General features: G+C 69.9%; 23 protein-coding genes and 1 tRNA gene. 5 read left to right on the top strand and 19 right to left on the bottom strand.

Features of this window, described 5'->3' with window-relative positions; translation table 11 throughout:
• Nucleotides 1–79: 79 nt before the first annotated feature.
• Genes hpt through dacB form a run of 4 tightly spaced genes read right to left on the bottom strand, consistent with a single transcriptional unit; the run spans nucleotide 80 to nucleotide 4,031 of the window.
• Nucleotides 80–631 (bottom strand): hypoxanthine phosphoribosyltransferase, encoded by a 552-nt coding sequence (hpt, locus tag H5393_RS01290; RefSeq protein WP_182765213.1) that lies wholly within the window; start codon nucleotides 629–631, stop codon nucleotides 80–82.
• Between the two features lie 10 nt (nucleotides 632–641).
• A complete protein-coding gene (gene tilS / locus H5393_RS01285) occupies nucleotides 642–1,604 on the bottom strand; it encodes a tRNA lysidine(34) synthetase TilS (protein ID WP_182765212.1) in 963 nt (320 codons plus the stop codon).
• The gene (locus H5393_RS01280) at nucleotides 1,597–2,580 is read right to left on the bottom strand and encodes a zinc-dependent metalloprotease (protein WP_182765211.1); all 984 of its coding nucleotides are present in this window, start codon (nucleotides 2,578–2,580) and stop codon (nucleotides 1,597–1,599) included. The genes tilS and H5393_RS01280 overlap by 8 nt, the downstream gene beginning before the upstream one ends.
• Nucleotides 2,568–4,031 carry a D-alanyl-D-alanine carboxypeptidase/D-alanyl-D-alanine-endopeptidase gene (gene dacB, locus H5393_RS01275; protein WP_182765210.1) on the bottom strand — a complete coding sequence of 488 codons (1,464 nt, stop codon included), beginning with the start codon at nucleotides 4,029–4,031 and terminating at the stop codon, nucleotides 2,568–2,570. Before dacB ends, H5393_RS01280 begins: the two co-directional genes overlap by 13 nt.
• 102 nt (nucleotides 4,032–4,133) lie before the next feature.
• Here dacB and H5393_RS01270 point away from each other — a divergent pair, with 102 nt between their 5' ends.
• Nucleotides 4,134–4,673, top strand: coding sequence for an inorganic diphosphatase (locus tag H5393_RS01270; protein ID WP_255433719.1), 540 nt, complete (start codon nucleotides 4,134–4,136; stop codon nucleotides 4,671–4,673).
• Here H5393_RS01270 and H5393_RS01265 read toward each other — a convergent pair whose 3' ends face one another.
• Entirely contained in the window at nucleotides 4,674–5,009 is a 336-nt protein-coding gene (locus H5393_RS01265; protein ID WP_182765209.1) for a CrcB family protein, read from the bottom strand. It lies immediately after the preceding gene.
• Nucleotides 5,006–5,380 (bottom strand): CrcB family protein, encoded by a 375-nt coding sequence (locus H5393_RS01260; protein ID WP_182765208.1) that lies wholly within the window; start codon nucleotides 5,378–5,380, stop codon nucleotides 5,006–5,008. The genes H5393_RS01265 and H5393_RS01260 overlap by 4 nt, the downstream gene beginning before the upstream one ends.
• A 43-nt stretch (nucleotides 5,381–5,423) precedes the next feature.
• On the opposite strand from H5393_RS01260, the gene H5393_RS01255 reads away from it, so the two are divergent.
• The 4 genes from H5393_RS01255 to H5393_RS01240 all read left to right on the top strand — a co-directional run bounded on the left by H5393_RS01255 (nucleotide 5,424) and on the right by H5393_RS01240 (nucleotide 8,795).
• Nucleotides 5,424–6,434 carry a TRM11 family methyltransferase gene (locus H5393_RS01255; protein WP_182765207.1) on the top strand — a complete coding sequence of 337 codons (1,011 nt, stop codon included), beginning with the start codon at nucleotides 5,424–5,426 and terminating at the stop codon, nucleotides 6,432–6,434.
• Nucleotides 6,435–6,522: 88 nt separating this feature from the next.
• On the top strand, nucleotides 6,523–7,011 hold the full coding sequence (locus tag H5393_RS01250; RefSeq protein ID WP_182765206.1) for a histidine phosphatase family protein: 489 nt from the start codon (nucleotides 6,523–6,525) through the stop codon (nucleotides 7,009–7,011).
• Nucleotides 7,012–7,128: 117 nt separating this feature from the next.
• The gene (locus H5393_RS01245; protein ID WP_182765205.1) at nucleotides 7,129–8,460 is read left to right on the top strand and encodes an ammonium transporter; all 1,332 of its coding nucleotides are present in this window, start codon (nucleotides 7,129–7,131) and stop codon (nucleotides 8,458–8,460) included.
• Nucleotides 8,457–8,795: a P-II family nitrogen regulator gene (locus H5393_RS01240; RefSeq protein WP_076063044.1), complete on the top strand. Its 339-nt coding sequence runs from the start codon at nucleotides 8,457–8,459 to the stop codon at nucleotides 8,793–8,795. Before H5393_RS01245 ends, H5393_RS01240 begins: the two co-directional genes overlap by 4 nt.
• Here the strand turns inward: H5393_RS01240 and H5393_RS01235 are convergent.
• From H5393_RS01235 to H5393_RS01175, 13 genes are all read right to left on the bottom strand, one after another.
• Entirely contained in the window at nucleotides 8,792–9,868 is a 1,077-nt protein-coding gene (locus H5393_RS01235; protein WP_182765204.1) for a winged helix DNA-binding domain-containing protein, read from the bottom strand. The genes H5393_RS01240 and H5393_RS01235 overlap by 4 nt on opposite strands.
• A gap of 31 nt (nucleotides 9,869–9,899) precedes the next feature.
• Nucleotides 9,900–11,249 carry an FAD-dependent oxidoreductase gene (locus H5393_RS01230; RefSeq protein WP_182765203.1) on the bottom strand — a complete coding sequence of 450 codons (1,350 nt, stop codon included), beginning with the start codon at nucleotides 11,247–11,249 and terminating at the stop codon, nucleotides 9,900–9,902.
• A 168-nt stretch (nucleotides 11,250–11,417) separates the two neighbouring features.
• Nucleotides 11,418–11,493: transfer RNA gene (locus H5393_RS01225), tRNA-Thr, on the bottom strand.
• Nucleotides 11,494–11,539: 46 nt separating this feature from the next.
• The gene (locus H5393_RS01220) at nucleotides 11,540–13,195 is read right to left on the bottom strand and encodes an alpha/beta hydrolase (protein WP_182765202.1); all 1,656 of its coding nucleotides are present in this window, start codon (nucleotides 13,193–13,195) and stop codon (nucleotides 11,540–11,542) included.
• Nucleotides 13,188–14,039, bottom strand: coding sequence for a regulatory iron-sulfur-containing complex subunit RicT (locus H5393_RS01215; RefSeq protein WP_182765201.1), 852 nt, complete (start codon nucleotides 14,037–14,039; stop codon nucleotides 13,188–13,190). The genes H5393_RS01220 and H5393_RS01215 overlap by 8 nt, the downstream gene beginning before the upstream one ends.
• Nucleotides 14,040–14,134: 95 nt before the next feature.
• Nucleotides 14,135–15,508 carry a DoxX family protein gene (locus tag H5393_RS01210; RefSeq protein ID WP_182765200.1) on the bottom strand — a complete coding sequence of 458 codons (1,374 nt, stop codon included), beginning with the start codon at nucleotides 15,506–15,508 and terminating at the stop codon, nucleotides 14,135–14,137.
• Nucleotides 15,509–15,591: 83 nt separating this feature from the next.
• Entirely contained in the window at nucleotides 15,592–16,743 is a 1,152-nt protein-coding gene (locus H5393_RS01205) for a DNA polymerase III subunit delta' (protein ID WP_255436236.1), read from the bottom strand.
• 16 nt (nucleotides 16,744–16,759) lie between these two features.
• On the bottom strand, nucleotides 16,760–17,677 hold the full coding sequence (locus tag H5393_RS01200) for a sulfite exporter TauE/SafE family protein (RefSeq protein ID WP_182765198.1): 918 nt from the start codon (nucleotides 17,675–17,677) through the stop codon (nucleotides 16,760–16,762).
• A gap of 242 nt (nucleotides 17,678–17,919) precedes the next feature.
• Entirely contained in the window at nucleotides 17,920–18,534 is a 615-nt protein-coding gene (gene tmk, locus H5393_RS01195) for a dTMP kinase (protein WP_182765197.1), read from the bottom strand.
• Nucleotides 18,531–19,937, bottom strand: a complete 1,407-nt coding sequence (locus H5393_RS01190) for a hypothetical protein (RefSeq protein ID WP_182765196.1) — start codon at nucleotides 19,935–19,937, stop codon at nucleotides 18,531–18,533. The genes tmk and H5393_RS01190 overlap by 4 nt, the downstream gene beginning before the upstream one ends.
• A 14-nt stretch (nucleotides 19,938–19,951) precedes the next feature.
• The gene (gene topA, locus H5393_RS01185) at nucleotides 19,952–22,603 is read right to left on the bottom strand and encodes a type I DNA topoisomerase (protein ID WP_182765195.1); all 2,652 of its coding nucleotides are present in this window, start codon (nucleotides 22,601–22,603) and stop codon (nucleotides 19,952–19,954) included.
• Between the two features lie 85 nt (nucleotides 22,604–22,688).
• Nucleotides 22,689–23,183: a hypothetical protein gene (locus H5393_RS01180; RefSeq protein ID WP_182765194.1), complete on the bottom strand. Its 495-nt coding sequence runs from the start codon at nucleotides 23,181–23,183 to the stop codon at nucleotides 22,689–22,691.
• Complete coding sequence (locus H5393_RS01175; RefSeq protein WP_182765193.1) at nucleotides 23,180–23,518, bottom strand: PadR family transcriptional regulator; 339 nt, start codon at nucleotides 23,516–23,518, stop codon at nucleotides 23,180–23,182. The genes H5393_RS01180 and H5393_RS01175 overlap by 4 nt, the downstream gene beginning before the upstream one ends.
• Between the last annotated feature and the right edge of the window lie 17 nt (nucleotides 23,519–23,535).

The raw sequence follows: 23,535 nt of genomic DNA, 5'->3' as shown, positions 1-23,535 counted from the left end.
TGAGTTGACGCGGGCGCACGGTCACATTACCAGCGGCCGCAAGACCTCCGGCTCCGCTGAGAGCGGACGGCGCGCAGGCTCAGGCGTAGACGTGGGGCGCGAGCGTGCCGACGTCGCGCAGGTTGCGGTACCGGCCGGCGTAGTCGAGGCCGTAGCCGACGACGAATTCATTGGGGATCTCGAAGCCGACGTACTTGACGTCGACGTCCATCTGGGCGGCGTCGGGCTTGCGGAACATCGTCATGATCTCGAGGCTGGCGGGGTTGCGGGTGGCCAGGTTGCTCATCAGGTAGCTGAGCGTCAGGCCGGTGTCGATGATGTCCTCGACGACGATGACGTCGCGGCCCTCGAGGTCGGCGTTGAGGTCCTTCAGGATGCGCACCACACCGGAGGACTGCGTACCGGCGCCGTAGCTGGACACGGCCATCCAGTCCATCTCCACGTGGCTGCGCATCGCGCGCTGCAGGTCACTCATGACCATCACCGCGCCGTTGAGCACTCCCACCAGCAGCAGGTTGCGGCCCACGTAGTCGGCGTCGATCTGGGCGGCGATCTGGGCCACGCGGGCCTGGATCTCGTCGTTGGTGAAGAGGACCTTCTCGAGGTCGCCTGAAACGTCTGCAGCATCCACGCAGACGAGCCTATCGCACGGTGAGCTGGTGTCCGACCCTCAGCACCCGGCCACCGGGGACGGCGATGGCCCCCTGGCCGTGCCAGTTCGTGAGGAGGGCGTCGACGGCGAACACATGCTGGGATCCCACCGTGGGCGACACCCGGGTCAGCCAGCGGTGCAGCACCCGCCAGCGCAGCGCGTCGGGCAGGGTGGCGAGGTCCTCGACGGTGAGGTCGCCATCGACCGGCACCGCCCGTGCCGCAAGTTCGTCGAGGAGTTCGGCATCCGCGCGGGCGAGGTGCGCGGTTCGTGCCAGGGCCGGCGCGAGGTCTCGACCGACGGCCCGTCCCAGGTCCGTGAGGTGCTGCCGGAAGGCGACCCTGGCGAACCTCGGGTCGGCGTTCATGGGGTCCTCCCACGGCGTCACGCCCCAGTCGTGACAGGCGGCCTCGGTGTCCGCGCGCCGGAGCCCGAGCAGCGGCCGCAGGAGGGTCACGACCCGGGCGTCGCCCCCCGGGGCGGACGGGGCCGCGGCGAGAGATGTGGAGGCCGCCATCCCCGAGAGCGACCGCGTACCCGAGCCGCGTAGGAGGCCCAGCAGCACCGTCTCGGCCTGGTCGTCGAGCGTGTGGCCGAGCAGCACCGGCAGGCCGGGGGCGGTGAGCGCCGCGAGCCGGGCCTCCCGGGCGGCGGCCTCCAGCCCACCGGCGGAACCGTCCACCCTGACGCGCACGACCTCCGCCGCCATACCTCGGTGGTCGAGCAGCGAAGCCACCCTGGCCGCGACCTCGGACGAGCCCGCCTGGAGACCGTGGTCCACGACGAACGCCCTGACGCTGCCACCCCGCTGCCTCGCCGCCCACTGGGCGCCGAGCGCCAGCGCCAGCGAGTCCGCGCCACCTGAGCACCCGACGACCGCAGCCTCAGGCAACACGGCGTGGACCGCGCGCGCGACGCGCAGCGCGGCCGGGCCGAGCTCGCGCCTAGCCATGGACCCGCTGCAGCCAGAGCGCCGGGTCAGAGATCTCCTCCGCGGTAGGCAGGTTGTCCGGCCGCTCGAAGGCGCGCTTGAGGGCGGCGCGGTTCTTCAGCCGCTGCACGCGCAGGCAGAACTCGAGCCCGTCGCGGTACTGGGCGTTCTTGTCCAGGGACTTCGACAGCCGGGCTAGCAGCCCCGCCCGCTCCGGCCGCGCGAAGGCCCGGCGCATGCCGGGGATGGTGGGCGCGTGGCGGCGCCCGGCGTAGTCGGAGGTGTAGTCCGCGTGACCCTCGAGGAACGTCATCGTCGCGGTGAGCTCAGCCATCGCGGTGGCCGCGTCTGCCGAGGTCAGGAGGGCGGAGACGTCCCGAGTTCGGGCCCATCGGAGCAGGCCCTCCCCGAGCGGCACCTCGTCGTGGACCACCAGGCGCATCCGCTCGGCCACGTAGTCGCGTAGCCACGGCGCCAGCCGGAACTGCAGGGCGTGGGTCTGCTCATGGAGCGCCACCCACATCCGGAAGTGGGCGGGGGTGAAGCGGTGCGAGCGTTCGTGGGCGACGATCGTGGGGGCCACCAGGTAGAGGGTGTCCGAGCCGGTGAAGGCGTCGTACTGCCCCAGCAGCCGGCGGCTGACCGCCCGCATCCCCACGCCGATCAGCAGGCCGTTGCGCACGGCAGAGCCTAGTGCGGCTGTCCCCGTGTCTGCCGGACCCAGACCCAGTTCGGTGACGGCACCGTCGGCCATGCCACGCACCGCCCTCCCCCAGCCGTCCCAGTCGACGACGCGGACGCGGGTGGCGCCCACCGCCTGGAGACCCAGGTGCTTCGCCGCGATCTCCCCTGCGCGACGCGCGGTCACGCGGAGGTCCGCCACGAGGCGGGTGAGCTCCCGGGAGGTCAGGTCCGGCAGGTCGTCGGGACGCAGCGCCGCGACCCTGTGGGCCAGACGCCAGTTGATGCTTGGGGCGTGTTCCATCAGCAGCCGCACGACGCGAGGGTGCCGGTGGCCTGGTCCGTCCAGACCCGCGCGGCGAAGCCGTCCGGCGCGCCGTTGATGAAGAAGGCGAAGGCCAGGAGCCGGTCATCCGCAGTGAGAGTGGTGCCGCCGAGAGTGGCCACCAGCGACAGGGAGCCGGTCTTGGCCCGGGCGATACCGCGGGCCGGGCGCGAGACGGGGTCCGCGAACCTCTCGGCGAGGGTGCCGGTGACCCCTGCGGTGGGCAGCCCGTCGAGGGTGACGGAGAGCCGGGGCTCCGACGCGAGCCTGGCGAGGGCCGCCGCGAGCATGTTCGGGGTGAAGCGGTTGCCCCGCGAGAGCCCCGAGGCGTCGTGGAGGACGGTGCCCTCATCCCAGATCCCCAGTTCGGAGAGTTGCTCCTGGATGGCTGCCACCGAGCCGGCGAACGTGGCCGGGTGCCCGGTCCGGACCGCCAACTGGTGACCCATCACCTCGGTGAAGGAGTTGTTGGAGCGCTGCATGAACTGCTCCACGAGGATGTGCACGGGCAGGGATTCGATGCGGGCGATCTCCTCGGCGTCGCCCGAGCCGGGCGCTGCGACCGGGGCGCCGGTCACAGCGACCCCGAAGGCGTTCAGCTGAGCGGCGAACGTGGTGGCCGCTGTCAGGGCCGGGGTGAGGCTACGCGGGCCGCCCCTGGGGCCGCGCCCCTCGTCGATCCACAGCGCCGAGATGGCCGTCACCTGGTCGCGGTAGGTCTCCGGCCAGGTCTCGTTCCAGCCCGGGCCGGCGAAGTGCGATTCGTCGTAGCCGAGCGTGACCGACGTCACCCCGGCGGCGCGCAGGGACGCGACGGTGCGCTTGGCCAGTTCCTCGGTGGTGGGCAACTGGGGATAGGCCCCCTCCGCGTTGGCGATGCTGCGCAGCATGGGGTCGCCCCCACCGACCAGCACCAGTTGACCGGGGGCCGGCTGGACGACCCGCGTCGCGAACGTCTCAGAGCCCTCGAACGCGTTCATCACGGCCAGCGCGGTGAGCGTCTTGGTGTTCGACGCGGGGATCAGCGGGGTCTTCTCCTGCGCCGCCGCCACCACTTCGCCGCTGGCGACATCGACCACTTCGTAGCCGATCACCACGGGCTCACCGCCCTCGGCCGGGACCAGCTTCGAAGTGTCCAGCGCCGCGATCTTCGCCTCGAGCGCAGCGCGGTCCGGCAGCACGCCGGGCGCGGGCAGTTCGACCGCCGCCACCAACCCGGTGCCGGCCGGGGGAGGCGTCGGGGACTCGGCAGGCGTCGCCTCCGGGGTGGTGGGTGGGGCGAAGAGGGTGGGGCTGACGGTGGTCGGAGCCCCGTCGCGGGTGAGGCCGGTGACGGCCAGCGCTTCCCTGTGGAACACGGAGACCAGGAAGCCGCCGGCGAGCAGTACACCAACCACGAGCCAGGTGATCACCCACTCCGCGACGCGTCCACGGCTCCGCACACCGACCTCCAAAGGGGTATCCTGCAGGGGACCCGCAACGATGCGCGGGTCTTCGACACCAATCATAGGAGTGCCCAAGTGAGCGAAGACGCGCCTGTTGGTCTGAGGCCGATCGATCCCGGCCGTCGGGTCCTGTTCGACGTCACGGTGGAGATCCCCAAGGGCACCAAGAACAAGTACGAGATGGACCACAACACCGGCCGGCTGCGTCTGGACCGCGTGCTGTTCACTTCGACGCAGTACCCCTATGACTACGGTTTCGTGGAGGGCACGCTGGGCCTCGACGGGGACCCGCTCGACGCCATGGTCATCGGTGCTGATCCCACCTTCCCCGGTTGCCTCATCGAGTGCTACGCCGTGGCGATGTTCCGCATGACGGATGAGATGGGCGGCGACGACAAGGTCCTGTGCGTGGCCACGGCGGACACCCGCCGCGCCAACATCACGGACCTCGCTTCGGTGCCGGAGCACATGCTGCTCGAGATCGAGCACTTCTTCTCGGTGTACAAGGACCTGGAGCCCGGCAAATCGGTCGAAGGCGCCACCTGGACCAGCCGCGCAGAGGCCGAGGCCGAGGTGCATGCGTCATTCGAGCGCGCCAAGGGCACGCCCTACGAGCACCACCACGTCAACCTGGCCTAGTCAGCCGGTCAGCGTCCCCGTCCAGGCGGCCACCAGGCAGCCTGCGATGGTGACCAGCGAGTAACCAACGGCGATCTCGGGCCGCCTGCGGCCGAATTCGCGGGCGGCCTGCCAGCAGGCTGACGAGAAGGTCGTGAAGGCACCGCAGAACCCGGTGCCCACCACCGCCAGCCAACTTCCCGAGAGGTGCACGGACGCGGCGCCCAGGATGAAGGACCCCACGAGGTTGACCCCCAGCGTCGCCTTCCAGGGTGCCCAGCGCCGGGCCACGATGACGTCAACGCCGGCCCTGGCCACAGCACCGAAGCCTCCGGCCAGGCAGATGAGCCAGATCACCTGTGCTCCCGCACCGTGCTCCGCCACCCGGCGAGGTGGCCCATTCCGGCCGCGAACACGCCGAAGGCCGTCTCCAACACCGCGATGAGCACGCCAGCCACGGACAGCGACTGCACGGCCAACGTGGACCAGGATGTGAACGACGCCACCCCGCCGACGGCGAGGAACAGCCGCACCAGGGTGACCTTGCGGCGGTAGAGGCCCGAAATGAGGCCGAGCGCGAAACACCCGAGCAGGTTGATGGCGGCCAAAGCGATCACCTCATGCCCGATGAGGTTGAGGAGCCCCAGACGCAGCCCCGTGCCGAGCGCGCCGCCCGCGAAGACCGCCGCGGCCCTCGCCCACCATGTGTCCACCATTCCTGCAGCCATCGCTGGCAAGGATAACGCCTGTGGTTTGTGGGAAACTGGCCAGATGCCCCGTTATCTGATGCTGCGCACCCCGTCTGCCAACCGTGTCTACGCCGGCGAATCCGGGCCGCTGACCGCCGCGGAGCTCGAGATCACCGCGCCGTTCGCCACGGAGATCGAAGAGCAGGACATCGCGGGCGTCGGCTACCTGGCGTTCCAGGCGCCTGAGCTGAACGAGGGGCAGTTGGCCACCGTCGCCCGACAGTCGGCGGCGTTCGCCCTCTTCGAGGATTCCGCGCCCGAGGGCCTCCTCCGTCCGGTGGCCATGCCCAGGCCGTTCCTGTTCGACGACGACCTCGTGACCATCCCGAAGTACCAGGGCAAGACCAACGAGCAATTCACCCAGCTGTTGCTGAGCGTGACGCTGGCCGCGGTCACGCGCGAACCGACAGGCCCCCGGCAGGTCCTCGACCCGCTGGCCGGACGCGGCACAACCCTCTCCATGGCCCTTCTGCTGGGCCACGACGCCTTCGGCGTGGAGGGCGATGCCAAGGCCTTCGAGATGATGGCGTCCTTCTACAAGACGTATCTGCGCCGCAGCCGGATCAAGCACGTCGCCGACACCACCCCCGTGCGGCGGGAGGGCAAGAACGTGGGCAAGCGTTTCGACGCGGAGATCACCACGCCGGAGGGAAAGAGCATTCTCACGGCCTTCACCGGAGACACCAGGGATTCCGCCGCCCTGTTCGGCAAGAAGCGCTTCGACGCGATCGTGGCCGACGCCCCCTACGGCATCGCGCACGGCTCGACCACGGACGTCCGCGGCGTGTCCGGCAAGCGCGACCGCTCCCCCGCCGGGCTCCTGAAGGAGGCCATCCCGGTGTGGGCCGGGCAGTTGATGCACGGCGGCGCGCTGGGGCTGTCCTGGAACACCTTCGGTCTCTCCCGGGAGGACCTCGCGCACCAGCTCACGTCCAACGGCCTCACGGTGCAGGCCGGCGGCGCCTGGGAGCGCTTCGCGCACCGCGTCGACTCCGCCATCAAGCGCGACCTCATCGTCGCCGTCAAGCGCTGACCTCCGCCGGGAGATTTCTGCCACATCGCGCCGTGTAGGGCCGATGTGGCAGCAATCTCCCTCGTTCCTCCAGGCGTAGAGTGGCCCGATGAGACGACTGGTCCTGATGCGGCACGCCCACACCGAGCCCAACAACGTCCACGGCGACAGGGCCCGCCGCCTGACCCCGCGCGGCATCCAACAGGCGCAGGAGACGGGCGTCGAACTTCGCGCCCTCGGCGTCGACTACGCGCTGGTCTCGGCCGCGGAGCGCACCCGCCAGACCTTCGCGGCTCTCGGCCTGGACGTCCCGGCCGAGTTCCAGGACGCCCTCTACCACCACGGCACCGAGACGATCATCCAGCGGATCTCCGAGACCGACGACGACGTGCAGGCGCTCCTGGTTGTCGGCCACGCCCCCACCATCCCCAGCCTCGTGGCCGAGCTGGCCTATGCCAGCAACCGGTCCGCAGCCGACGACGCCCAGTGCCACTTCCCCACCTCCTCGTACTCCGCGTTCTCCTTCGACGGGAGCTGGGCGGACCTCTCCGACGGCGAGTTCGGCCACGTGCGGCTCGATCACCTCGCGCGCCGCTGAAGTAACGCCGTCGCAACAACCGCGACCCCAGGTTGAAACCCAGGGCCCGCATCGCTAACGCGTTCGTTACCCCGTGGTGCCCATCGTCGAAATGTGCTGCCACCAGGATTCGTTGGCATGGAACTCCTCGAAATTGATACCGGCGACACAGCCTGGGTCCTCATCAGCGCAGCGCTGGTGCTCCTCATGACGCCTGCCCTGGCGTTCTTCTACGGCGGCATGGTCAGAGCCAAGTCCGTCCTCAACATGCTCATGATGTCGATCGCCACCATGGGGGTCGTCGGGGTCCTGTGGATCGTCGTCGGCTTCTCGATGTCGTTCGGCAACGACATCGGCGGCGGCCTGCTCGGCAACCCGTTCGAGTACGCCTTCCTGAACGGGCTGATGTCGCCCGATGCTGTCGTCGGCACCATCCCGACGGCCGTGTTCGCAGGCTTCCAGGGCGCGTTCGCGATCATCGCGGTGGCACTGATCTCGGGCGCGGTGGCCGACCGGATGAAGTTCTCCGCCTGGCTCGTGTTCGCGGCTGTGTGGGCCCTGCTGGTCTACTTCCCCGCAGCGCACTGGGTCTTCAGCTTCGACGAGAGCGTCAGCGCCGAGGGTGGGTTCATCGCCAACTCCATCCAGGCCATGGACTTCGCCGGCGGCACCGCCATCCACATCAACGCCGGCGCGGCCGCGCTGGCGCTGGCCCTCGTGCTGGGGCCGCGACTGGGCTTCGGCAGCGTGCCGATGCGCCCGCACAACCTCACCCTGGTGATGCTGGGCGCCGGGCTGCTGTGGTTCGGCTGGTTCGGGTTCAACGCCGGCTCGGCGCTGAGCGCCGGCACGCTGGCCGGTGTCGCCTGGGTCAACACCCTGGCGGGCGCCGCGGCGGCGATGCTGGGCTGGCTCCTGGTGGAGCGGCTCCGCGACGGCCACGCCACCTCGCTCGGCGGCGCGTCGGGCATCGTGGCCGGCCTGGTCGGCATCACGCCGGCCGCGGATTCCGTCAGCCCCCTGGGCGCGCTCATCATCGGCCTGCTGGCCGGCGTGGCCTGCGCCTACGCGATCAGCCTGAAGAACCGCCTGGGCTACGACGACTCGCTCGACGTGGTGGGCGTCCACCTCGTCGGCGGCCTCGTGGGCACCCTGGCCATCGGCCTGCTGGCCGACCCGGCCTCCCCGGCCGAAACGGCCGGCCTGCTCTACGGCGGCGGCGTCGACCAACTGTGGCGGCAGACGCTGGGCGCCACAGTGGTGCTGGTCTACTCCTTCGCGGTGACCTACGCCATCGCCAAGGTCCTGGACCGGGTCATGGGGCTGCGCGTCCCGCAGTCCGCCGAGACCCACGGCATCGACACCGCCGTGCACGCGGAGACCGGCTACGACCTCAGCCACGTCGGCTACTCCACCTACGGCGTCAAGCAGACGCTGATCGTTCCTGTCCGAGAGGATGCCCGTTCATGAGGCTCGTCACCGCCATCGTCCAGCCCACCATGCTCACCGCCGTCCAGATCGCCCTGGCGCACCACGGCGTCGCCGGAATGACCGTCACCGAATGCTCGGGCTACGCCCGGCAGCGTGGGCACAAAGAGTTCTACCGCGGCGCGGAGTACACGATCGACTTCATCACCAAGGTGAAGATCGAGGTGCTCGTCGAGGACGCCGAGGCCGAGGCGGTGATCGGGGTGATCACCGAATCCGCCCGCACCGGCTCCGTCGGCGACGGGAAGGTGTGGTCCACCATGGTCGACGAGGTGGTCCGCATCCGCACCGGCGAGAGCGGCGCGGCCGCCGTCTAACCGGTCACGAAGGGGAACGCGGCGAACTGCTTCTCGAGCCTGGAGGCCGTCGCCGGCGTGATGTCGGTGAATGCATCGACCTCGAACTGCCGCTTCCCCGGACGACCGCTCCTCGTCCACACTCCCACCACCCTGCCGCCGATCACCACCGAACGCTTGAACACCCCGTTGTTGCCGGGGACGAGCCGCTGGTGGTGGTCGGCGGTCATGGCGAACAGGCGGTCCTGGTAGCCGAGGACGAACTCATCGAATCCGGGCAGCAGCAGTGGCGCTGACGTGGCCCGGCCCAGCTCCCGGGCTTCCTCCAGGAGCCCAGGACGCCAGTAGCTGGGCTCCTCCGCGCCGTCGGTCTCGAACTCGCCGACAATGGGCGCCAGGCCCCGCCGGATCTGGGCAAGCGTCAACTTGGTCCACCACGCGAAGTCGCGCACCGTGGCCGGCCCGTGGGTGGTGAGGTAGCGGCGCAGGAATTCTGCGGTGGCCGCGTCGAGGTCACCGTTGAAGCGGTCCTCCAGATCTGTGCCCCGCGGCAGCCAGGCGTCGGCCAACACCAGGTCCTGCTCGGTGCCGTTCCACGGCCCGTAGACGACGGTCCCCTCGGCGATGAGGTGGAACAACAGGTGGTACCCGCGCCCCCCTTTGGTGCGCAGGCCGTGCTCGTCCCAGAGCTCGAACAACTCCGACCGGGAGAAGGGCTCCCCCAGCAACCCGACGGCGAGGTCGCGCGCACGACCCAGTTGCTGCTGGTCCAGTTCGAGCTGCTGCTTGCGCCGGTCCGCCGCCCGGATGGAGGGCCACGAGCACAGTTGCGTGATCCAGGCCGCGTCCGCCGCGGGCATCAGGAACACCGTGCCGCGCATGGGGTAGCCCCGCACGATCCGGGCCTCGTTGAGGGCTGTCAGCACGTCGTCGACAGAGTTCGACGGGGTGCGCAGCGCCGCCGACGCCAGCACTCCCGGCAGGTCCTGACCCTGCATCGCGCCGAACGCGGTGAGGGCATCAACCGGGGACGGGTAGGGACGGGTGATCAGCCCCTGGGCGACAAGGCGGCTTCTGCCGAGCGTGGATGCCATGCGCCCCAGTATTCCCGGTGTCGGGGACAGTTCAGGCCAGGTTGCGTGCCACCACAGCGGCGACCTCGCGGCCGCTGCGCACCGCACCCTCCATGTAGCCGTTGAAGCGGGTGGAGTACTCCGCGCCCGCCCAGTGCAGCACGCCGTCGGGTTCGGCCAGCACCGGCCCGTTGGTGGTCCAGACGCCGGGCGAGAAGTGGGCACCGTGGCAACCGCCGGTGAACTTCTCTGTGGCCCAGTCGCGCTCGATGTAGGCGAGCGGCTCTGCCGCCTCCTGCCCAAAACTGCGCACCACGGAATCTGTGAAGGCGCGCTCGCGCAGGGTGATGGAACGACGCGACAGCGAATCCGCGTCTGCGCCCTCGAAGAAGCCCATGAGGTGCCCCTTGGAGGCGCCCACGGCAGTCGTGTCGAAGGTGACGCGGACGGCGCCCTCATCGGCGGAGGACTGCCCGCTGAGGCCGCGTTCGCGCCAGAAGGGGGTTTCGTAGATCAGGAAGGCCTTGATCACGTTGCCCGGAGCGACCTTGTCGGCCGCTTCGCCGCGCCACTCCGGCAGCGGCGGCTCATGCTCGAGCGACATCGCGAGACGGGGAGGCAGGGTTGAGATGACCTGCTTGGCTTCGATGACCTCACCGTCGGCGAGGTGGAGGGTGGCGGAGAGGGGGCCGTGCTCCACCTTCACCACTTCGGCGCCCAGCCGGACGACGTCACCGAGCTTGGCGGCGAGGGCCTCAGCCACCGTCGCCATGCCGCCCTGGACGCGACGCTGGTGGAGGCCACCGTTGCTGGCGAGCATGGTTTCGAGGTCCGGACCGGAGTTGACCTGGTGGAGGCCCTCCAGCAGCGTGCAGTCCTTCGGCATGGGGCCGAACGCGGCGGAGTAGACCTCCGAGAAGCGACGCTGCGCTCCCTGCGTGCGCAGGTTGGTGGTGATCCAGCGACGGAGGTCCTGGTTCAGCCAGGCGTCGTTGGCCTTGCGCCAGGCGTTGTCGGAACGGAAGCGCTCGGCGAGGCGGCGCAGGCGCAGCAGGCCCTGCCCCAGGTCTGAGACCTCGAACGGAGTGAGGGCCGGTTCGTCCTCCGACGACGGCACGGCCAGCGCCTGCCCGCGGAGACGGATGATGAGATTGCCCTCGGCGGGTAGCCCGATGACCTCGAGGCCGAGGTCGTCGATGATCTCGAGGAGCGAGTCGAATCCGGGGCCGATCCACTGGCCACCCAGTTCGACGTAGCTCCCATCGGCGAGGGTCTTGTTCTCCACGCGCCCGCCGACGCGGTTGCGAGCCTCGAGCACGGTGACACTCAGCCCTCGATCCACAAGATGCTGTGCGGCCACCAGCCCTGCAAGGCCAGCCCCGATGATGGCGCAGTCGAACACGAGTTTCCTCCTCTACCGGACGTCTCGGGCTCGTTCCCGAAACGCAGACACCAGACTACAAGGCGACCGGGGGCCCGATCCTCCTGGGTCGGCCATGGGACTTCGCTCCCCCCACCGACGCGTCACGCCACAAGGCTCAGGCCCCCGGTCGGGGACCGGGGGCCTGATTGGAGCCGCCCACGGGAATCGAACCCGTGACCTACGCTTTACGAGAGCGTCGCTCTACCGACTGAGCTAGGGCGGCAGCAAGACGGAACTATACAGAACCACGGGCACCTTGTGCCAACCGGCTACGAGCAGCGCGTCCCCTCGTCCGGGACCACCCCGTCGTACAGAAACTCGTTGACCGCATCGCGGATGCAGGTGTTGTCGCCGGTGACCGCACCGTGACCGGCACCCTCGAGAGTGAGCAGCGCGCCCGACTCCAGTTGCTCGGCCATGGACACGGCCTGTTCATACGGCGTGGCTGAGTCGCCCGTCGTGCCCACCACGAGGATGGGGGGCGCGCCCGGGGCTGTGATCTCCAGTTGGGGAGCGGAGCCCGCCGTCCAGAACTCGCAGGCGTACGAAGTGCCCATGTGGGGCGCCATCACCGGCGCCACTGAGAAGGTCTCCTTCCACGCGGGGAGCACAGCGGCGGCGCCCTCATCCACCCCGTCGACGCAGCCCATCGCGGGAAAGGCGTACAGCGGGGTGCCGTAGCTGTCCGGGGCGCGGCCGTTGTACAGGTCCGCCAACACAAGCAGCGACTCGCCGTCGCCGGCGATGGCCTCTCCGATGTACTGCGCCAGGGAGCGGTAGGCCTGGTCGTCCTCGTAGAGCAGCACGGCGATGCCCAGCGCGGCAAGCGTCTGCGTCAACTGCCTGCCGTTGACATCGAGGGGTCTCTGGTCGAGGCGGGTCAACATGCTCTCGATGTCGGCGCGGATGGCGCCGACATCGTCGCCCACATCACAGAGGTCTGAGCCGGCGCACCAGTCGATGAAGTTGTTCAGGGCGAGTTCGAACCCGGCCACCTGCGGGGTCGGTTCGCGATCCGTGATCTCGACGGCCGCGTCGAGCACCAGCCGGCCGGTGGTGTCCGGGAACAGCTGGGCGTACATGGCGCCCACGTAGGTGCCGTAGGACACCCCCAGGTAGTTCAGCTTCGGCGCGCCGGACAGGTGGCGGAGGAGGTCGAGGTCGCGCACCACGTCGATGGTGGTGAGGTGGTCGAGCAACTTCCCGGAACCGTCGCGGCACTGCTGCGCGAAGTTGATGGAGCCTTGGCGCAGCGCCTTGTCCTCGGCGGTGTCATCGGGGCTGCTGTCGAGCAGCACCATCTGCTCGGTCTCCTTGAACGTGCCGCACACGACGTGCGTCGACCCGCCGGTGCCGCGGGGATCCCAGCCGTAGGTGTCGTAGTTCTGCCAGCGGCCGGCCAGCCCGATCGCCATGTCCTGGCCACCGAACCCGGGCCCGCCCGGGTTGACGAAGAGCGGGCCGCGCGAGGAGTCGCCGCCAGGCACCCGGGTCATCGCGAGTTCGATGGCGTCGCCTTCGGGGTTCTCCCAGTCGAGGGGCGCCAGCACCGTGGCGCACTGGGCGCGGCCGCCCTCGCCGCACTCCTCCCACTCGACGGTCTGGGTGGCGTACTCGGGGTAGCTACCCAGCCCGTCCAGGAAGTCGACGCTGGGCTGGCCCTCCGCCCGGTAGTCGAGTTGCCGATCGGCGTTCGCGTTGGCCACCGGTGGCATGGTGGGCTGCTCGGAGATGGCCTTCGCCGGAACTCCCGGCATCCGGGAACCGGACGGCACCGGCGACGGCGTCACCGTGCCCGGCCTGGTGGGTGAGGCGGGCGTGTCGCGGCTACGGCCGCCGACCATGCCGCCGAGGAACAGGGCACCGACGAGGGCCAGCGCGATCATCGCCAGGATCATCTGGGTGACCTTGACCGACCTACTCATCAACAACCTTTCCCGCCACGCGTTCCCTACGCGCCCGCGCCGTCGAACATACCGACTCCAGCGGACACCGCACGACCTCGCCCGTGGGCCGACGCACCGTCACGGCGTTGGACGGCACGTCGTGTCCCACCACGACGCCGCCTGCTCCGTCGTCCGTGGTCACCTGGTCACCGATCGACGGGGCCTTCCGCAGGAAATCCACGTACAGCGGATGCTCATACTTCAGACAGCACAGCAGCCGCCCGCACGCGCCGGAGATCTGCAGCGGGTTCGCCGGCAACCCCTGCACCTTCGCCAGCCGCATCGAGACCGGCTCGAAGTCCTCCAGGAAGGTGGCGCAGCAGAGGTCGCGGCCGCACTGGCCGATGCCGCCTAACACCCTGGCGGCGTCCCGTGAGCCGATCTGCCGCAGATCTATCCGGGCGTCCAGCGCCCTGGCGAGATCGCCCAGCAGTTGGCGGAAATCCACCCTGTGCGGGGCGGTGTAGTAGATCGCGACGACGCGGTCATACTCGGCCGAGCGGTCGAGGAAGTCGATGCCGACCACTTTCATCGGCAGTTGCCGCTTGGCGATCAGCTCACGGGCCACCGTGTTCGCGTTGGCGCGAAGCCGGCGGTTGCGCTCGTCGCGCTCCATATCCGCCGACGACGCCGGGCCCGCGCAGCGCGGGAGGTCACCGTCGGCAAACTCCACGTCTTCGGGCGCCCACACGCACTGGGCCACCTCCACGCCGTCGGCAGTTGGGTACCGGACCCAGTCGCCGACCGTGTAGTCGCGCTCTCCTGGGTCCAGGTAATGCAGTTGGCCGTGGCGTTCGAACGCCACCGCCATCACCCGTGTCATGCGCATAGCCTAACCAACGGCTCAATCCGCCGGGACAGAGGCGTCCCCGCGAGGGAACCTCGCGGGGACGCGCACAGGGTCAGGCAGTCAGGGCGTCAACTCCGGCGCGCCTCGCGTGCGTCCTCGCGGCTGCGGTGGATGGCACCGTCGATGCCGAACCGGCCGCCACCGAGCGACAGGAACAGCACGCCGATGCCCGCGAGCAGCAGGTCCTTGTCGCCGAGGAACCCTTCCATGCCCTCTACGAACGGGCTGAAGCTGCCCCAGCGGACCAGCACGAGGGTGGCGACCGCGAGCACCGTCAGGAGGACACCGACGATCCGCACGCCCAGCCCGATCACGAGCATCACGGCCATCGCCGCGAGGGTGAACCCGACGATCCAGGCCACCAGACGGGGCTCGGGGATCAGGGGCTGGCCGGCGAGGAACTCCGCGGTGTCGTCGATGCTGTAGAGCACCTGGTACGCCAGGATGCCGAGGACGCCGGCCGTGATGAGCCGCAGCACGAACAGGCCGAAGCTTCCGAAGCCGCCGACGCCCCTACGACGGGGGCGCATCTCGCGTTCCGCGTTCGCCTGCGAGGTTTGCACCATGCCGAGGCGGCGGTCGCGCTCCTCCTTCTCGGCACGCAGTGCTGCGGCGCGGGCCTCTTCCTCTGCGGCCTCGTCCGCGAGGCTGCGGCGCTCCGCCGTCGTGTCCAGCACCTGGGTCTCGTCGGCGTCCGTCCGGTACAGGCCCGCCATCCCGGGCGCGGCGAGGCCACCGGCGCTCGCACCCGCGGCACCGCCCGTGGCGGCCGCGACGGCGGCCAGCGATGTCGTGGCGTCAGCGTCGCCCGAGGGGCGGCCGAAGCTCGACTCCTCCGGGCCACGGACGGTGGTGGGCTCGTCGTCGTCGACCCTGGTGGCACCGGTGTCGCCGGGGCGCTCGTCGTCCAGGTACTCGTCGTGGGTTTCGGTGCCGGCCTGCGCCTCGGGCAGTTCGTTGTCGTCGACGGGGGTGGCGCCGGTGTCGCCGAAGGGCTCATCGTCGATCCCCTCCGACACCTCACGGGTGAGGTCATCATCTGCGGTGTCAACCGGGCGGTCGTCCTCGAAGACCGTGGCGGTGCCCGGCACGTCGTCATCCTCCGCGGCGGCGCCGGTGATCTCCTCAGGCGTCTCCCCCAGCTCGACGGTGGACACAGGCTGGTCCTCACCGGCTACCGCGTCGTCCGGATCCGGGGCGGTGGGCAGGCTGGAACGCTCCGCGACCGACTCCTCGCTCGCCTCGTCCTCCGGGGTCTCCGGGAGCACCGGCTGCTCTGGCGTCTCCGGCTGCGCGGGAGGATTGGGCACCGGCATGGCCTGCTCCGACGAGTAGTCGTCCCACTCGGTGGGCTCGACGGGCACACCGTAGTCGTCGGCCTCTTCCGTCCACTCCGCACGGTCGCGCGGCGTGCCTTCCTGGACCCAATCATTGTTGGACATCGGCTGTTCCTATCCCTGGGCAGTCTTGCTTTTCATCTTGGCACCGACTGGAGCCCCGGGCCGGGGTGACACGCCCGTCCGGCTCAACTCCGGCGCGCGAGGGACAAGCTGATCAGGAGCGACTCCAGCGCCAGCAGCGGGGCGACGTTGCCCTCCAGCGCGGTACGCGCCTGCAGGATGGCGTCGAGGGCATGCACCGTCTGTTCGGGCGTGGAGCGGCGGGCGACGGGCTCGATCTCGTCTGCCAGATCCGCGTTGACCAGCGGCACCCCCGGCGCGGTCTGGGCGACCAGCACGTCGCGGTAGTAGCCGGTCAGTTCTGTCAACACCCGGTCGAACGAGTCGCGTTGCAGACGCTTGCCCCGCATCTTCTGCTGGTCCTCCAGTTCACGGATGGCGGCCTGGGCGTTGCGCGGCTTGGCGCTCCCGCGCCCCCCGATGCCGAGGGCCTCCTGCAGCGCCGCCATCTCCTTGGCGTCGAGTTCCGTGGTGGTCTGCTCGGCCTCCTCCTTGGCGGCGGCCACCAGGTTCTCCGCGGCGGTCAGGCAGGCGGAGACAGAGGTGAGCTTGCCGGGCAACGTGAGAATCTCATGACGACGGATGCGGGCGGTCTCCGAGCGCGCCAGCATGCGGGCCCGGCCGACGTGGCCCTGGGCCGCGCGTGCGGCGTGGGCCGCGAGCGCCGGCGCGACGCCGTCGCGCTCCACCAGGAGCCGGGTGACCGCCTCGTCGCTGGGGGTGGCCAGCTTGATGGTGCGGCAGCGCGAGCGGATGGTCACGATCACGTCGTCCGGGTTGGGTGCGCACAACAGGAACACCGTGCGGGGAGCGGGCTCCTCCAGGCCCTTGAGCAACGCATCCGCGCCGCGCTCGGTGACCCTGTCTGCATCCTCCACCACGACGATCTGGTGGCGCCGCTTGACCGGAGCCATGTTGGCGCGGCCCACGAGGGCACGCACCTCGTCGACACCGATGGACAACTGCTCCGTGCGCAGCAGCGTCACATCCGGGTGCGCGCCCGAGAGCGTGGTGCGGCATTCCTGGCACTCGCCGCAGCCACCCTGCGGGCACTGCAGGGCGGCGGCGAAGGCCTTCGCCGCGTTGGAGCGACCGGACCCGGGAGGACCGACGAACAGCCAGGCGTGCGTCATGGCGTGCCGGTGCCCCTCGACGGCGCGGCGCAGCGTGGCCACCGCCCGCTCCTGCCCGATCAGCTCAGAGAACACATCACCCATGTGGTTCATCCTGCCATCAGGCGGGGACGGCATCACCTTCGGCGACGTCATCGTCCACCCGGGACTGATCGACGCGCCGGGCCCGCAGGTGGGCACGCAACGACCAGCCGACGGCGGCCGCCCCCAGCGCGAACGCCAGGAGGTAGGCCGGCAACTGCAGGCCCTCGGGCATCCCGAGGCTGCGGACGAGCGAGCGGGCGTTGACCAGCACGATCGTTGCACCCGCCGCGGCACCCAGCACGCGGGGCGGCAGGTGCCGGACGAGCCAGGCTGCGATCGGGGCGGCGATCAGCCCGCCGAGGAGCAGCGCGCCCGCCATCCACGGCACAATGGCGCCCCCGCCCAGGCCGACGAAGAAGCCGACCGAAGCGGCGATCGCGATCAGAAACTCTGACGCATCGATGGTGCCGATGACCTTGCGCGGCTCCATGTGCCCCGACGCCAGCAGCGCGGGGGTCCCGACGGGACCCCAGCCACCGCCGCCGGTCGCGTCGACGAACCCTGCGAACAGGCCCAGCGGCGCGAGGAACTTCGTCGGCAGCCGCTGGCCGAGCTTGCGGGTGGAGATACCGAAGAACGTGAAGCGCACCAGGACGTAGGCGCCGAGCACCAGCAGGATGATGGCCATCAGCGGCGCTGCGGCCTCCGTCGAGATCCTGGAGAGGAAGGTCGCCCCCGCAAACGCGCCGATGGCGCCGGGGACGCCGATGCGCAGCACCACCTGCCAGTCGACGTTGCCGAACCGGTGGTGCGAGATGCCTGAGGCGAGGGTGGTGCCGATCTCGGCGAGGTGGACGGTGGCCGAGGCCATGGCCGGGTTGGTGCCGATGGCCAGAAGGAGGGTGGTCGACGTGACCCCGTAGGCCATACCGAGGGAGCCGTCGACGAGTTGGGCGGCCAGTCCGACGAGGGCGAGCAGGACGAAATTGAGCATGGGGTGCCTCTGTGTCTGGGATCGTGTGGGCGTGCGGGAGCGGCTAGCCCAGACACATGGCGCCGGTGATGCGCATCAGGACGACAGGCGTGGGAGACGTCGGTGTGCTCTCGGCGGCGGAGTCGAACATGCGGAGAGTCAAGCAGCTACATCGGCGCTTGTTAACATCGAATCCCCCGGTTTCGCTGCACGCGGAACGCGGAATATCTGGCTGTCAGCCGCATTCGCGGCCGGGAAAGGGCTCAGCCGGCGAGGAGCGACTCGACGCGGCCCGCGATCTTGGCGGCCATGAGGTCCCTGCCCTCCAACGCCTTCATCACGAAGTACTCCTCGGGCCGCTCTGCGGCCAGCGCGAGGAGGTGCCGGCGCACCCTGCGATGGAACTCCAGGCCCGCGCTCTCGAGGCGGTCCTTATCCTGCTTGATCGACACCGCGTCGTCAGGATCGGCGTCAAGGAGGATCGTGAGGTCTGGCCGTAGACCCCCCACGGCCCACCAGGCGATATCGGCGACCTCGCCGAGCGCGAGGTCCCGGCCCGCACCCTGGTACGCGATCATCGAGTCCACGTAGCGGTCGCAGACCACCACCTCGCCGCGTTCCAGCGCCGGGCGGATCACCTCGTGCACGTGCTGGGCCTTGTCCGCCGCGTAGATCAGCGCCTCGGCGCGGTGGTCGACGTCGCCGGATGCGGGGTCCAGCACCAGCCGGCGCAGGGTGGCGCCGAGTTCCGTGCCCCCCGGTTCGCGCGTCACGATGTGCGGCAGGCCCCGGGTCATCAACCACGACTGCAGGCGCCGAACCTGCGTGGACTTGCCCACCCGGTCGCCGCCCTCGAACACGATGAACAGTCCGCTCATGAGGTGGGCTTCTTCAACTGCTTCGCCTGCTTCTTCTTGGCCTTCGCCAGCAGCTTCCGCGCCTCGGCCACCCGCTCGGGCCAGCGCTGGATGAAGTCGCGTCGACGCAGCGCCGCCCCGCCCCGGGTCCGCTCGTAGTCGAGGCCCAACTGGTAGGCCTGAGACGGCGACAGCCCGTCGAGTTCGGGGGTTCCGCTGCGGAGGCCCTTGGACGCCCTCCGCAGTTCGTCGAGCACCTCGTCGAGGGTCCGCAGCATCGTGCCCATCATCTTGGGCATCATCGGGGCCAGCACGTTGGCGGCCACCTCCAGCTGCTCGGCCGCCCGCAGGGCCGCCTGCCAGGCCTCATCCGGCGACGCGGGCGTGAGGCTGCGGCAACGGTCGGCCAGGATGAACGTGGCCTGCTCGGCACGCTCGAACAGCAGTTTCGCGGCCGGCTGATGCGACAGGTCGCCCAGCCTAGGCGCCCGGGCCCCGGTGACCAGCGCGTCGATCGCGTGCAACGTGGGCTGCTCGATGTCCCTGGCCGAGGCGAAGGGCAGGCCGGTGAGCCCGCTCTCGACGCTCTCCCGCCAAGCGGGTTCGAGCACGGTCGCGAGGCCCCGGAGGTCGCGTCCGAACTCCCACAACCGGTGGTTCAGCGCGCCCACCTCGTCGGGGTCGCCGGTGCGTCTGTCGAGGTCTGCCCGCACGATGTGGCCCAGGTGCCCGGCGAAGAGCGCGGCGACGAACTCCTCGAGGGACGCGTCGCGCCACAGTTCGCGGGGCTTGGGGAACCCGGTGAGGCCGGTGGCGGGGGCGCCCAGCCGCTGCTGGAGGTGGGGGAAGTCCGTCACCAGCGTGGACCCCCCGGCCTGGGCGGCGCTGAGCAGGAACTCGCGCTGCTGACCGGTCAGGGCCTCGCTGGGCGTGAACGTGACCTCGCGGTATTCGGAGCTGAGCACACCGTCGCGGCGCACCTGGACCTTGTCGTCGCGGACGATGGCGGCGGTCGCGTTGTCCGCGTCGCGGAGGAACCACTCGTCGCGCTCGCACGTCATGGCCGCGATGGGCCCGAGCGTCGCGCCGCGCACGAACGGCTTCACGAGGCGGGCGAACCGTTCCGGGAGGTCGCCGCTGCCGGACACGGGCTCCGCCTGCTCGCTGGGCAGGTGCGGTTCCCACGCGGGGGCGGCGAGGTACCACTGGCCGGCCCCGGCCACCACGCGGTGGGCGACGACGACGCCGGCCCTCAGCAGGCGACCGTCCGGCGCGTCGATGATGGTGCTGTCCATAACGAAACTCGCCGAGGGCCTGCGCACGAGGCGCTCCAACCCGACCGCGGTGGAGGTGAATTGTGGTGGTTCCGAGGTGAACGGGACCTCGAACCGGATCGCGCCCGTGGGCGTGCCCTTCTTCGCCATGGCTGTCAGCCTAACTACTTCTTGGGGGCTGCCTTGCGGGTGGTCGTCTTGCGCGTGGTCGTCTTGCGCGCAGGACGGGTCGACGGGCCCTTGGCCCGCTTCTCAGCGATCAGTTCGAAGGCGCGTTCCGGGGTGATGGCCTCGGGCGCGTCGTCACGGCGCAGGGTGGCGTTGGTCTCGCCGTCGGTGACGTAGGGCCCGAACCGGCCGGACTTCAGCACCACAGGCTTGCCGGAGACCGGGTCTGCGCCGAACTCCGCCAGCGGGGCGGCCGCGGCGGCGCGTCCGCGCGTCTTCGGCTGGGCATAGATGGCCAGCGCCTCCTCGAGCGTGATCTCGAAGATCTGGTCCTCGGTGGCCAGCGACCGCGAATCCGTGCCGCGCTTCAGGTACGGGCCGTAGCGTCCGTTCTGGGCGGTGATCTCGTTGCCCTCCTCGTCCTTGCCGACGGTGCGGGGCAGGCTGAGGAGCTTGAGGGCGGTGGGCAGGTCGAGCGAGTCCAGCGACATCGACTTGAACAGCGAGCCGGTGCGCGGCTTCTTGGACTTCGGGGCGTCCTCTGGCAGCACCTCGGTGACGTACGGGCCGAAGCGGCCGTTCTTCGCCACGATCATGAGGCCGGACGCCTCGTCGACGCCGAGCTCACGCTCCTCGTCGAGTGGCTGGGTGAGCAGCTCCTCGGCGACGGCGACGGTGAGCTCGTCCGGGGCCAGCTCCTCCGGCACGTTGGCGCGGCGACCGTCAGAGGCCTCCACGTAGGTGCCGTAGCGGCCGACCCGTACGTCGATGCCGGAATCCTTCAGCGGGAAGGTGGACAGGGCGCGGGCGTCGATGTCGCCGAGCTCGCTCACGAGGGACTCGAGGCCGTGATGGGTGTCGCCTTCGGCGCCGCGGTAGAAATCCGTGAGCACCTGGAGTCGCTGCGCCTTGCCGGAGGCGATCTCGTCGAGCTGGTCCTCCAGCTCGGCGGTGAAGGCGTAGTCCACCAGTTCGGTGAAGTGTTCCTCGAGCAGCCGGGTGACGGCGAACGCCAACCACGTCGGCACCAGGGCCGAGCCCTTCTTGAAGACGTAGTCACGCGCGGTGATGGTGCGGATGATGGAGGCGTAGGTCGACGGGCGGCCGATCTCCAGTTCCTCCAGCTTGGCCACCAGCGACGGCTCGGTGTAGCGCGACGGGGGGCGGGTCTCGTGGCCCGCGGGCTCGGCCTTGGCGACGGCCAGCTCCTGCCCCTCGGTGAGCACCGGGAGGCGCGACTGCGCGTCGTCGGAAGTCGACTCATCATCGACGCCCTGCACGTAGGCCTTGAGGAAGCCGGGGAAGGTGATGGTGCGGCCCGAGGCGACGATGCCGGCCGAGGTGGTCTCGGCGTCGGCGACCGTGGTGGCGCCGATGGTGGCGTCGATCCTGATCGAGACGGACTCGCCGCGGGCGTCGGCCATCTGGGAGGCCAGGGTGCGCCGCCAGACCAGCTGGTAGAGGCGGTAGGCGTCGCCCGAGAGACCGGTGTCGTCCGGGTGGCGGAACGAATCACCGGCGGGACGGATCGCCTCGTGCGCCTCCTGCGCATTCTTGACCTTCGAGGCGTAGACGCGGGGCTTGTCGGGGAGGAACCGCTCGCCGAACAGCGCGCGCACCGCCTTGCGGGCGGCGGTGATGGCCTCACCCGAGAGCGACACCGAATCGGTTCGCATGTAGGTGATGAAGCCCTTTTCGTAGAGTTCCTGCGCCACCGACATCGCGCGCTGCGAGGAGAAGCCCAACTTGCGGCCGGCCTCCTGCTGCAGCGTGGTGGTGCGGAAGGGCTCGTAGGGGCGGCGGGTGTAGGGCTTGGCCTCGACGGAGGCGACGCGGAGGTCACCGTCGGCCAGCGCCCCAGCCAGCGCCTTGGCCGAGGCTTCGTCGAGCACCAGCGCATTGCCGGCGGTGAGTTCGCCGTCGGCGTTGAAGTCGCGGCCCTGCGCCACCTTCGCGCCACCCACCTCGACGAGGCGGGCGGGGAAGTTGCGGGGGTCCGTGTCCGGGCCGCCGTCGAGCGTGAGGTCCAGGTCCCAGTAGGACGCGGGGACGAACGCGATGCGCTCGCGTTCGCGGTTGACGATGAGGCGGGTGGCGACCGACTGCACGCGGCCGGCCGACAGCTTCGGCATGACCTTCTTCCACAGCACCGGCGACACCTCGTAGCCGTACAGGCGGTCGAGGATGCGGCGGGTTTCCTGCGCGTCCACGAGGTCGACATCGATCTCGCGGGGGTTGCGGACGGCCTCCTCGATGGCGGACTTGGTGATCTCGTGGAACACCATCCGCTTGACCGGCACCTTGGGCTTGAGCTCCTCCATGAGGTGCCACGCGATGGCCTCGCCCTCGCGGTCACCATCCGTTGCCAGGAAGAGTTCGTCGACGTCCTTGAGCTTGGCCTTCAGGTCCCGGATGGTCGCCTTCTTGTCCGGCGAGACGACGTAGATGGCGTGGAAGTCGTCGTCGACGTTGACCCCGGTGCGCGCCCAGGCCTCGCCCTTGTACTTGGCGGGCACCTCGGCGGCCTTCGTGGGGAGATCGCGCACGTGACCACGGCTCGACTCCACGATGTAGTCGCCGCCGAGGTAACCGGCGATCTTGGTCGCCTTGGTCGGCGACTCGACAATCACGAGACGCTTGCTTGACATGCAGATCTGTCCTTTAACAACGGGGAAACTCGTGAGGAACAATAGCCTGAGCTGTCAAGCTTGCCCGCTTCGGGCACTCGAACCCCTAGCCGCGGCGACGTCGACCCTTGGCGGTCCACTGCACTTCGGTACCGGTGCGCGGGTCGATGATGCGCTCCTTCTTGGAGAGTCGCAGGAACCAGCCACCCCAGGCCGCCAGCAGGACCACACCCAGCGTCAGCGACGCCCAGACGGGCATGCCGAACGGCAGCTCCGTCCCGTCGGAGAAGAGCGCCAGGACGCCGCTGACGAGGAACCAGCCGGCCACCGCGGTGTAGCCGAAACCGGCGAGGGCGAACAGGACCTGTCCCCGGAAGAGGCGCATCAGGAAGGGAGCGGATTGATCCGCGACGGCGACCCCGGTGGCGCTCGCCCGTTCGGCCGCATACGCCTTGACGGGGCCGAAGGCCTCGACGGGATCCTCCCCCGTCTCGGCGACGTGGGACTCCACTTCGGCCAGGATCTCCCCGATCCGGTCGCCGGGGACGTCGAGCAGGCGCAGTTCGAGAGCGAGGTCGTCGATGTAGTCGGTGGCGTTCATGAGTGCTCCTTCAGGAGGGCGGAGAGGTTATGGGAGAAGGCACGCCAGGTGTCCGCGCGGTTGCGGAGGTCCGCCGCGCCGTCGGCGGTGAGCCGGTAGTACTTGCGGCCGGGGCCCGAATCACCGGCGCGCCAGTCGGTGTCGACAAACCCGGCCTCTTCGAGGCGGCCGAGGATGGGATAGAGGGTGCCGCCCTTGACGGTGCCGAAGCCGGCGTCGCTCAGGCGGCTGGTGATCTCGTAGCCGTAGGTCTCACCCTCGGCGATGATCGCAAGAACGGCCACTTCGAGGAAGCCCTTGAGCCAACTCGACGGCCAGGGAGTTGCAGGTACCATGACTAGATCGTATATCT

The sequence above is a fragment of the Tessaracoccus sp. MC1756 genome, from assembly GCF_014164735.1.
In the GTDB taxonomy this organism is placed as follows: Bacteria; Actinomycetota; Actinomycetes; order Propionibacteriales; family Propionibacteriaceae; genus Arachnia.
The sequence above is the reverse complement of the archived record's forward strand: the minus strand, read 5'-3'. Positions and strand labels throughout refer to the sequence as shown.

Coding starts and splice junctions, on each gene's coding strand:
- H5393_RS01235 (WP_182765204.1), bottom strand. CDS start 9,868: ATGGCATCCACGCTCGGCAGAAGCCGCCTTGTCGCCCAGGGGCTGATC.
- tilS (WP_182765212.1), bottom strand. CDS start 1,604: ATGGCTAGGCGCGAGCTCGGCCCGGCCGCGCTGCGCGTCGCGCGCGCG.
- H5393_RS01180 (WP_182765194.1), bottom strand. CDS start 23,183: ATGAACGCCACCGACTACATCGACGACCTCGCTCTCGAACTGCGCCTG.
- tmk (WP_182765197.1), bottom strand. CDS start 18,534: ATGAGCGGACTGTTCATCGTGTTCGAGGGCGGCGACCGGGTGGGCAAG.
- H5393_RS01250 (WP_182765206.1), top strand. CDS start 6,523: ATGAGACGACTGGTCCTGATGCGGCACGCCCACACCGAGCCCAACAAC.
- H5393_RS01205 (WP_255436236.1), bottom strand. CDS start 16,743: ATGGGTGATGTGTTCTCTGAGCTGATCGGGCAGGAGCGGGCGGTGGCC.
- H5393_RS01240 (WP_076063044.1), top strand. CDS start 8,457: ATGAGGCTCGTCACCGCCATCGTCCAGCCCACCATGCTCACCGCCGTC.
- H5393_RS01190 (WP_182765196.1), bottom strand. CDS start 19,937: ATGGCGAAGAAGGGCACGCCCACGGGCGCGATCCGGTTCGAGGTCCCG.
- H5393_RS01260 (WP_182765208.1), bottom strand. CDS start 5,380: ATGGCTGCAGGAATGGTGGACACATGGTGGGCGAGGGCCGCGGCGGTC.
- H5393_RS01245 (WP_182765205.1), top strand. CDS start 7,129: ATGGAACTCCTCGAAATTGATACCGGCGACACAGCCTGGGTCCTCATC.
- H5393_RS01215 (WP_182765201.1), bottom strand. CDS start 14,039: ATGACACGGGTGATGGCGGTGGCGTTCGAACGCCACGGCCAACTGCAT.
- H5393_RS01220 (WP_182765202.1), bottom strand. CDS start 13,195: ATGAGTAGGTCGGTCAAGGTCACCCAGATGATCCTGGCGATGATCGCG.
- topA (WP_182765195.1), bottom strand. CDS start 22,603: ATGTCAAGCAAGCGTCTCGTGATTGTCGAGTCGCCGACCAAGGCGACC.
- H5393_RS01200 (WP_182765198.1), bottom strand. CDS start 17,677: ATGCTCAATTTCGTCCTGCTCGCCCTCGTCGGACTGGCCGCCCAACTC.
- H5393_RS01175 (WP_182765193.1), bottom strand. CDS start 23,518: ATGGTACCTGCAACTCCCTGGCCGTCGAGTTGGCTCAAGGGCTTCCTC.
- H5393_RS01255 (WP_182765207.1), top strand. CDS start 5,424: ATGCCCCGTTATCTGATGCTGCGCACCCCGTCTGCCAACCGTGTCTAC.
- H5393_RS01210 (WP_182765200.1), bottom strand. CDS start 15,508: ATGTCCAACAATGATTGGGTCCAGGAAGGCACGCCGCGCGACCGTGCG.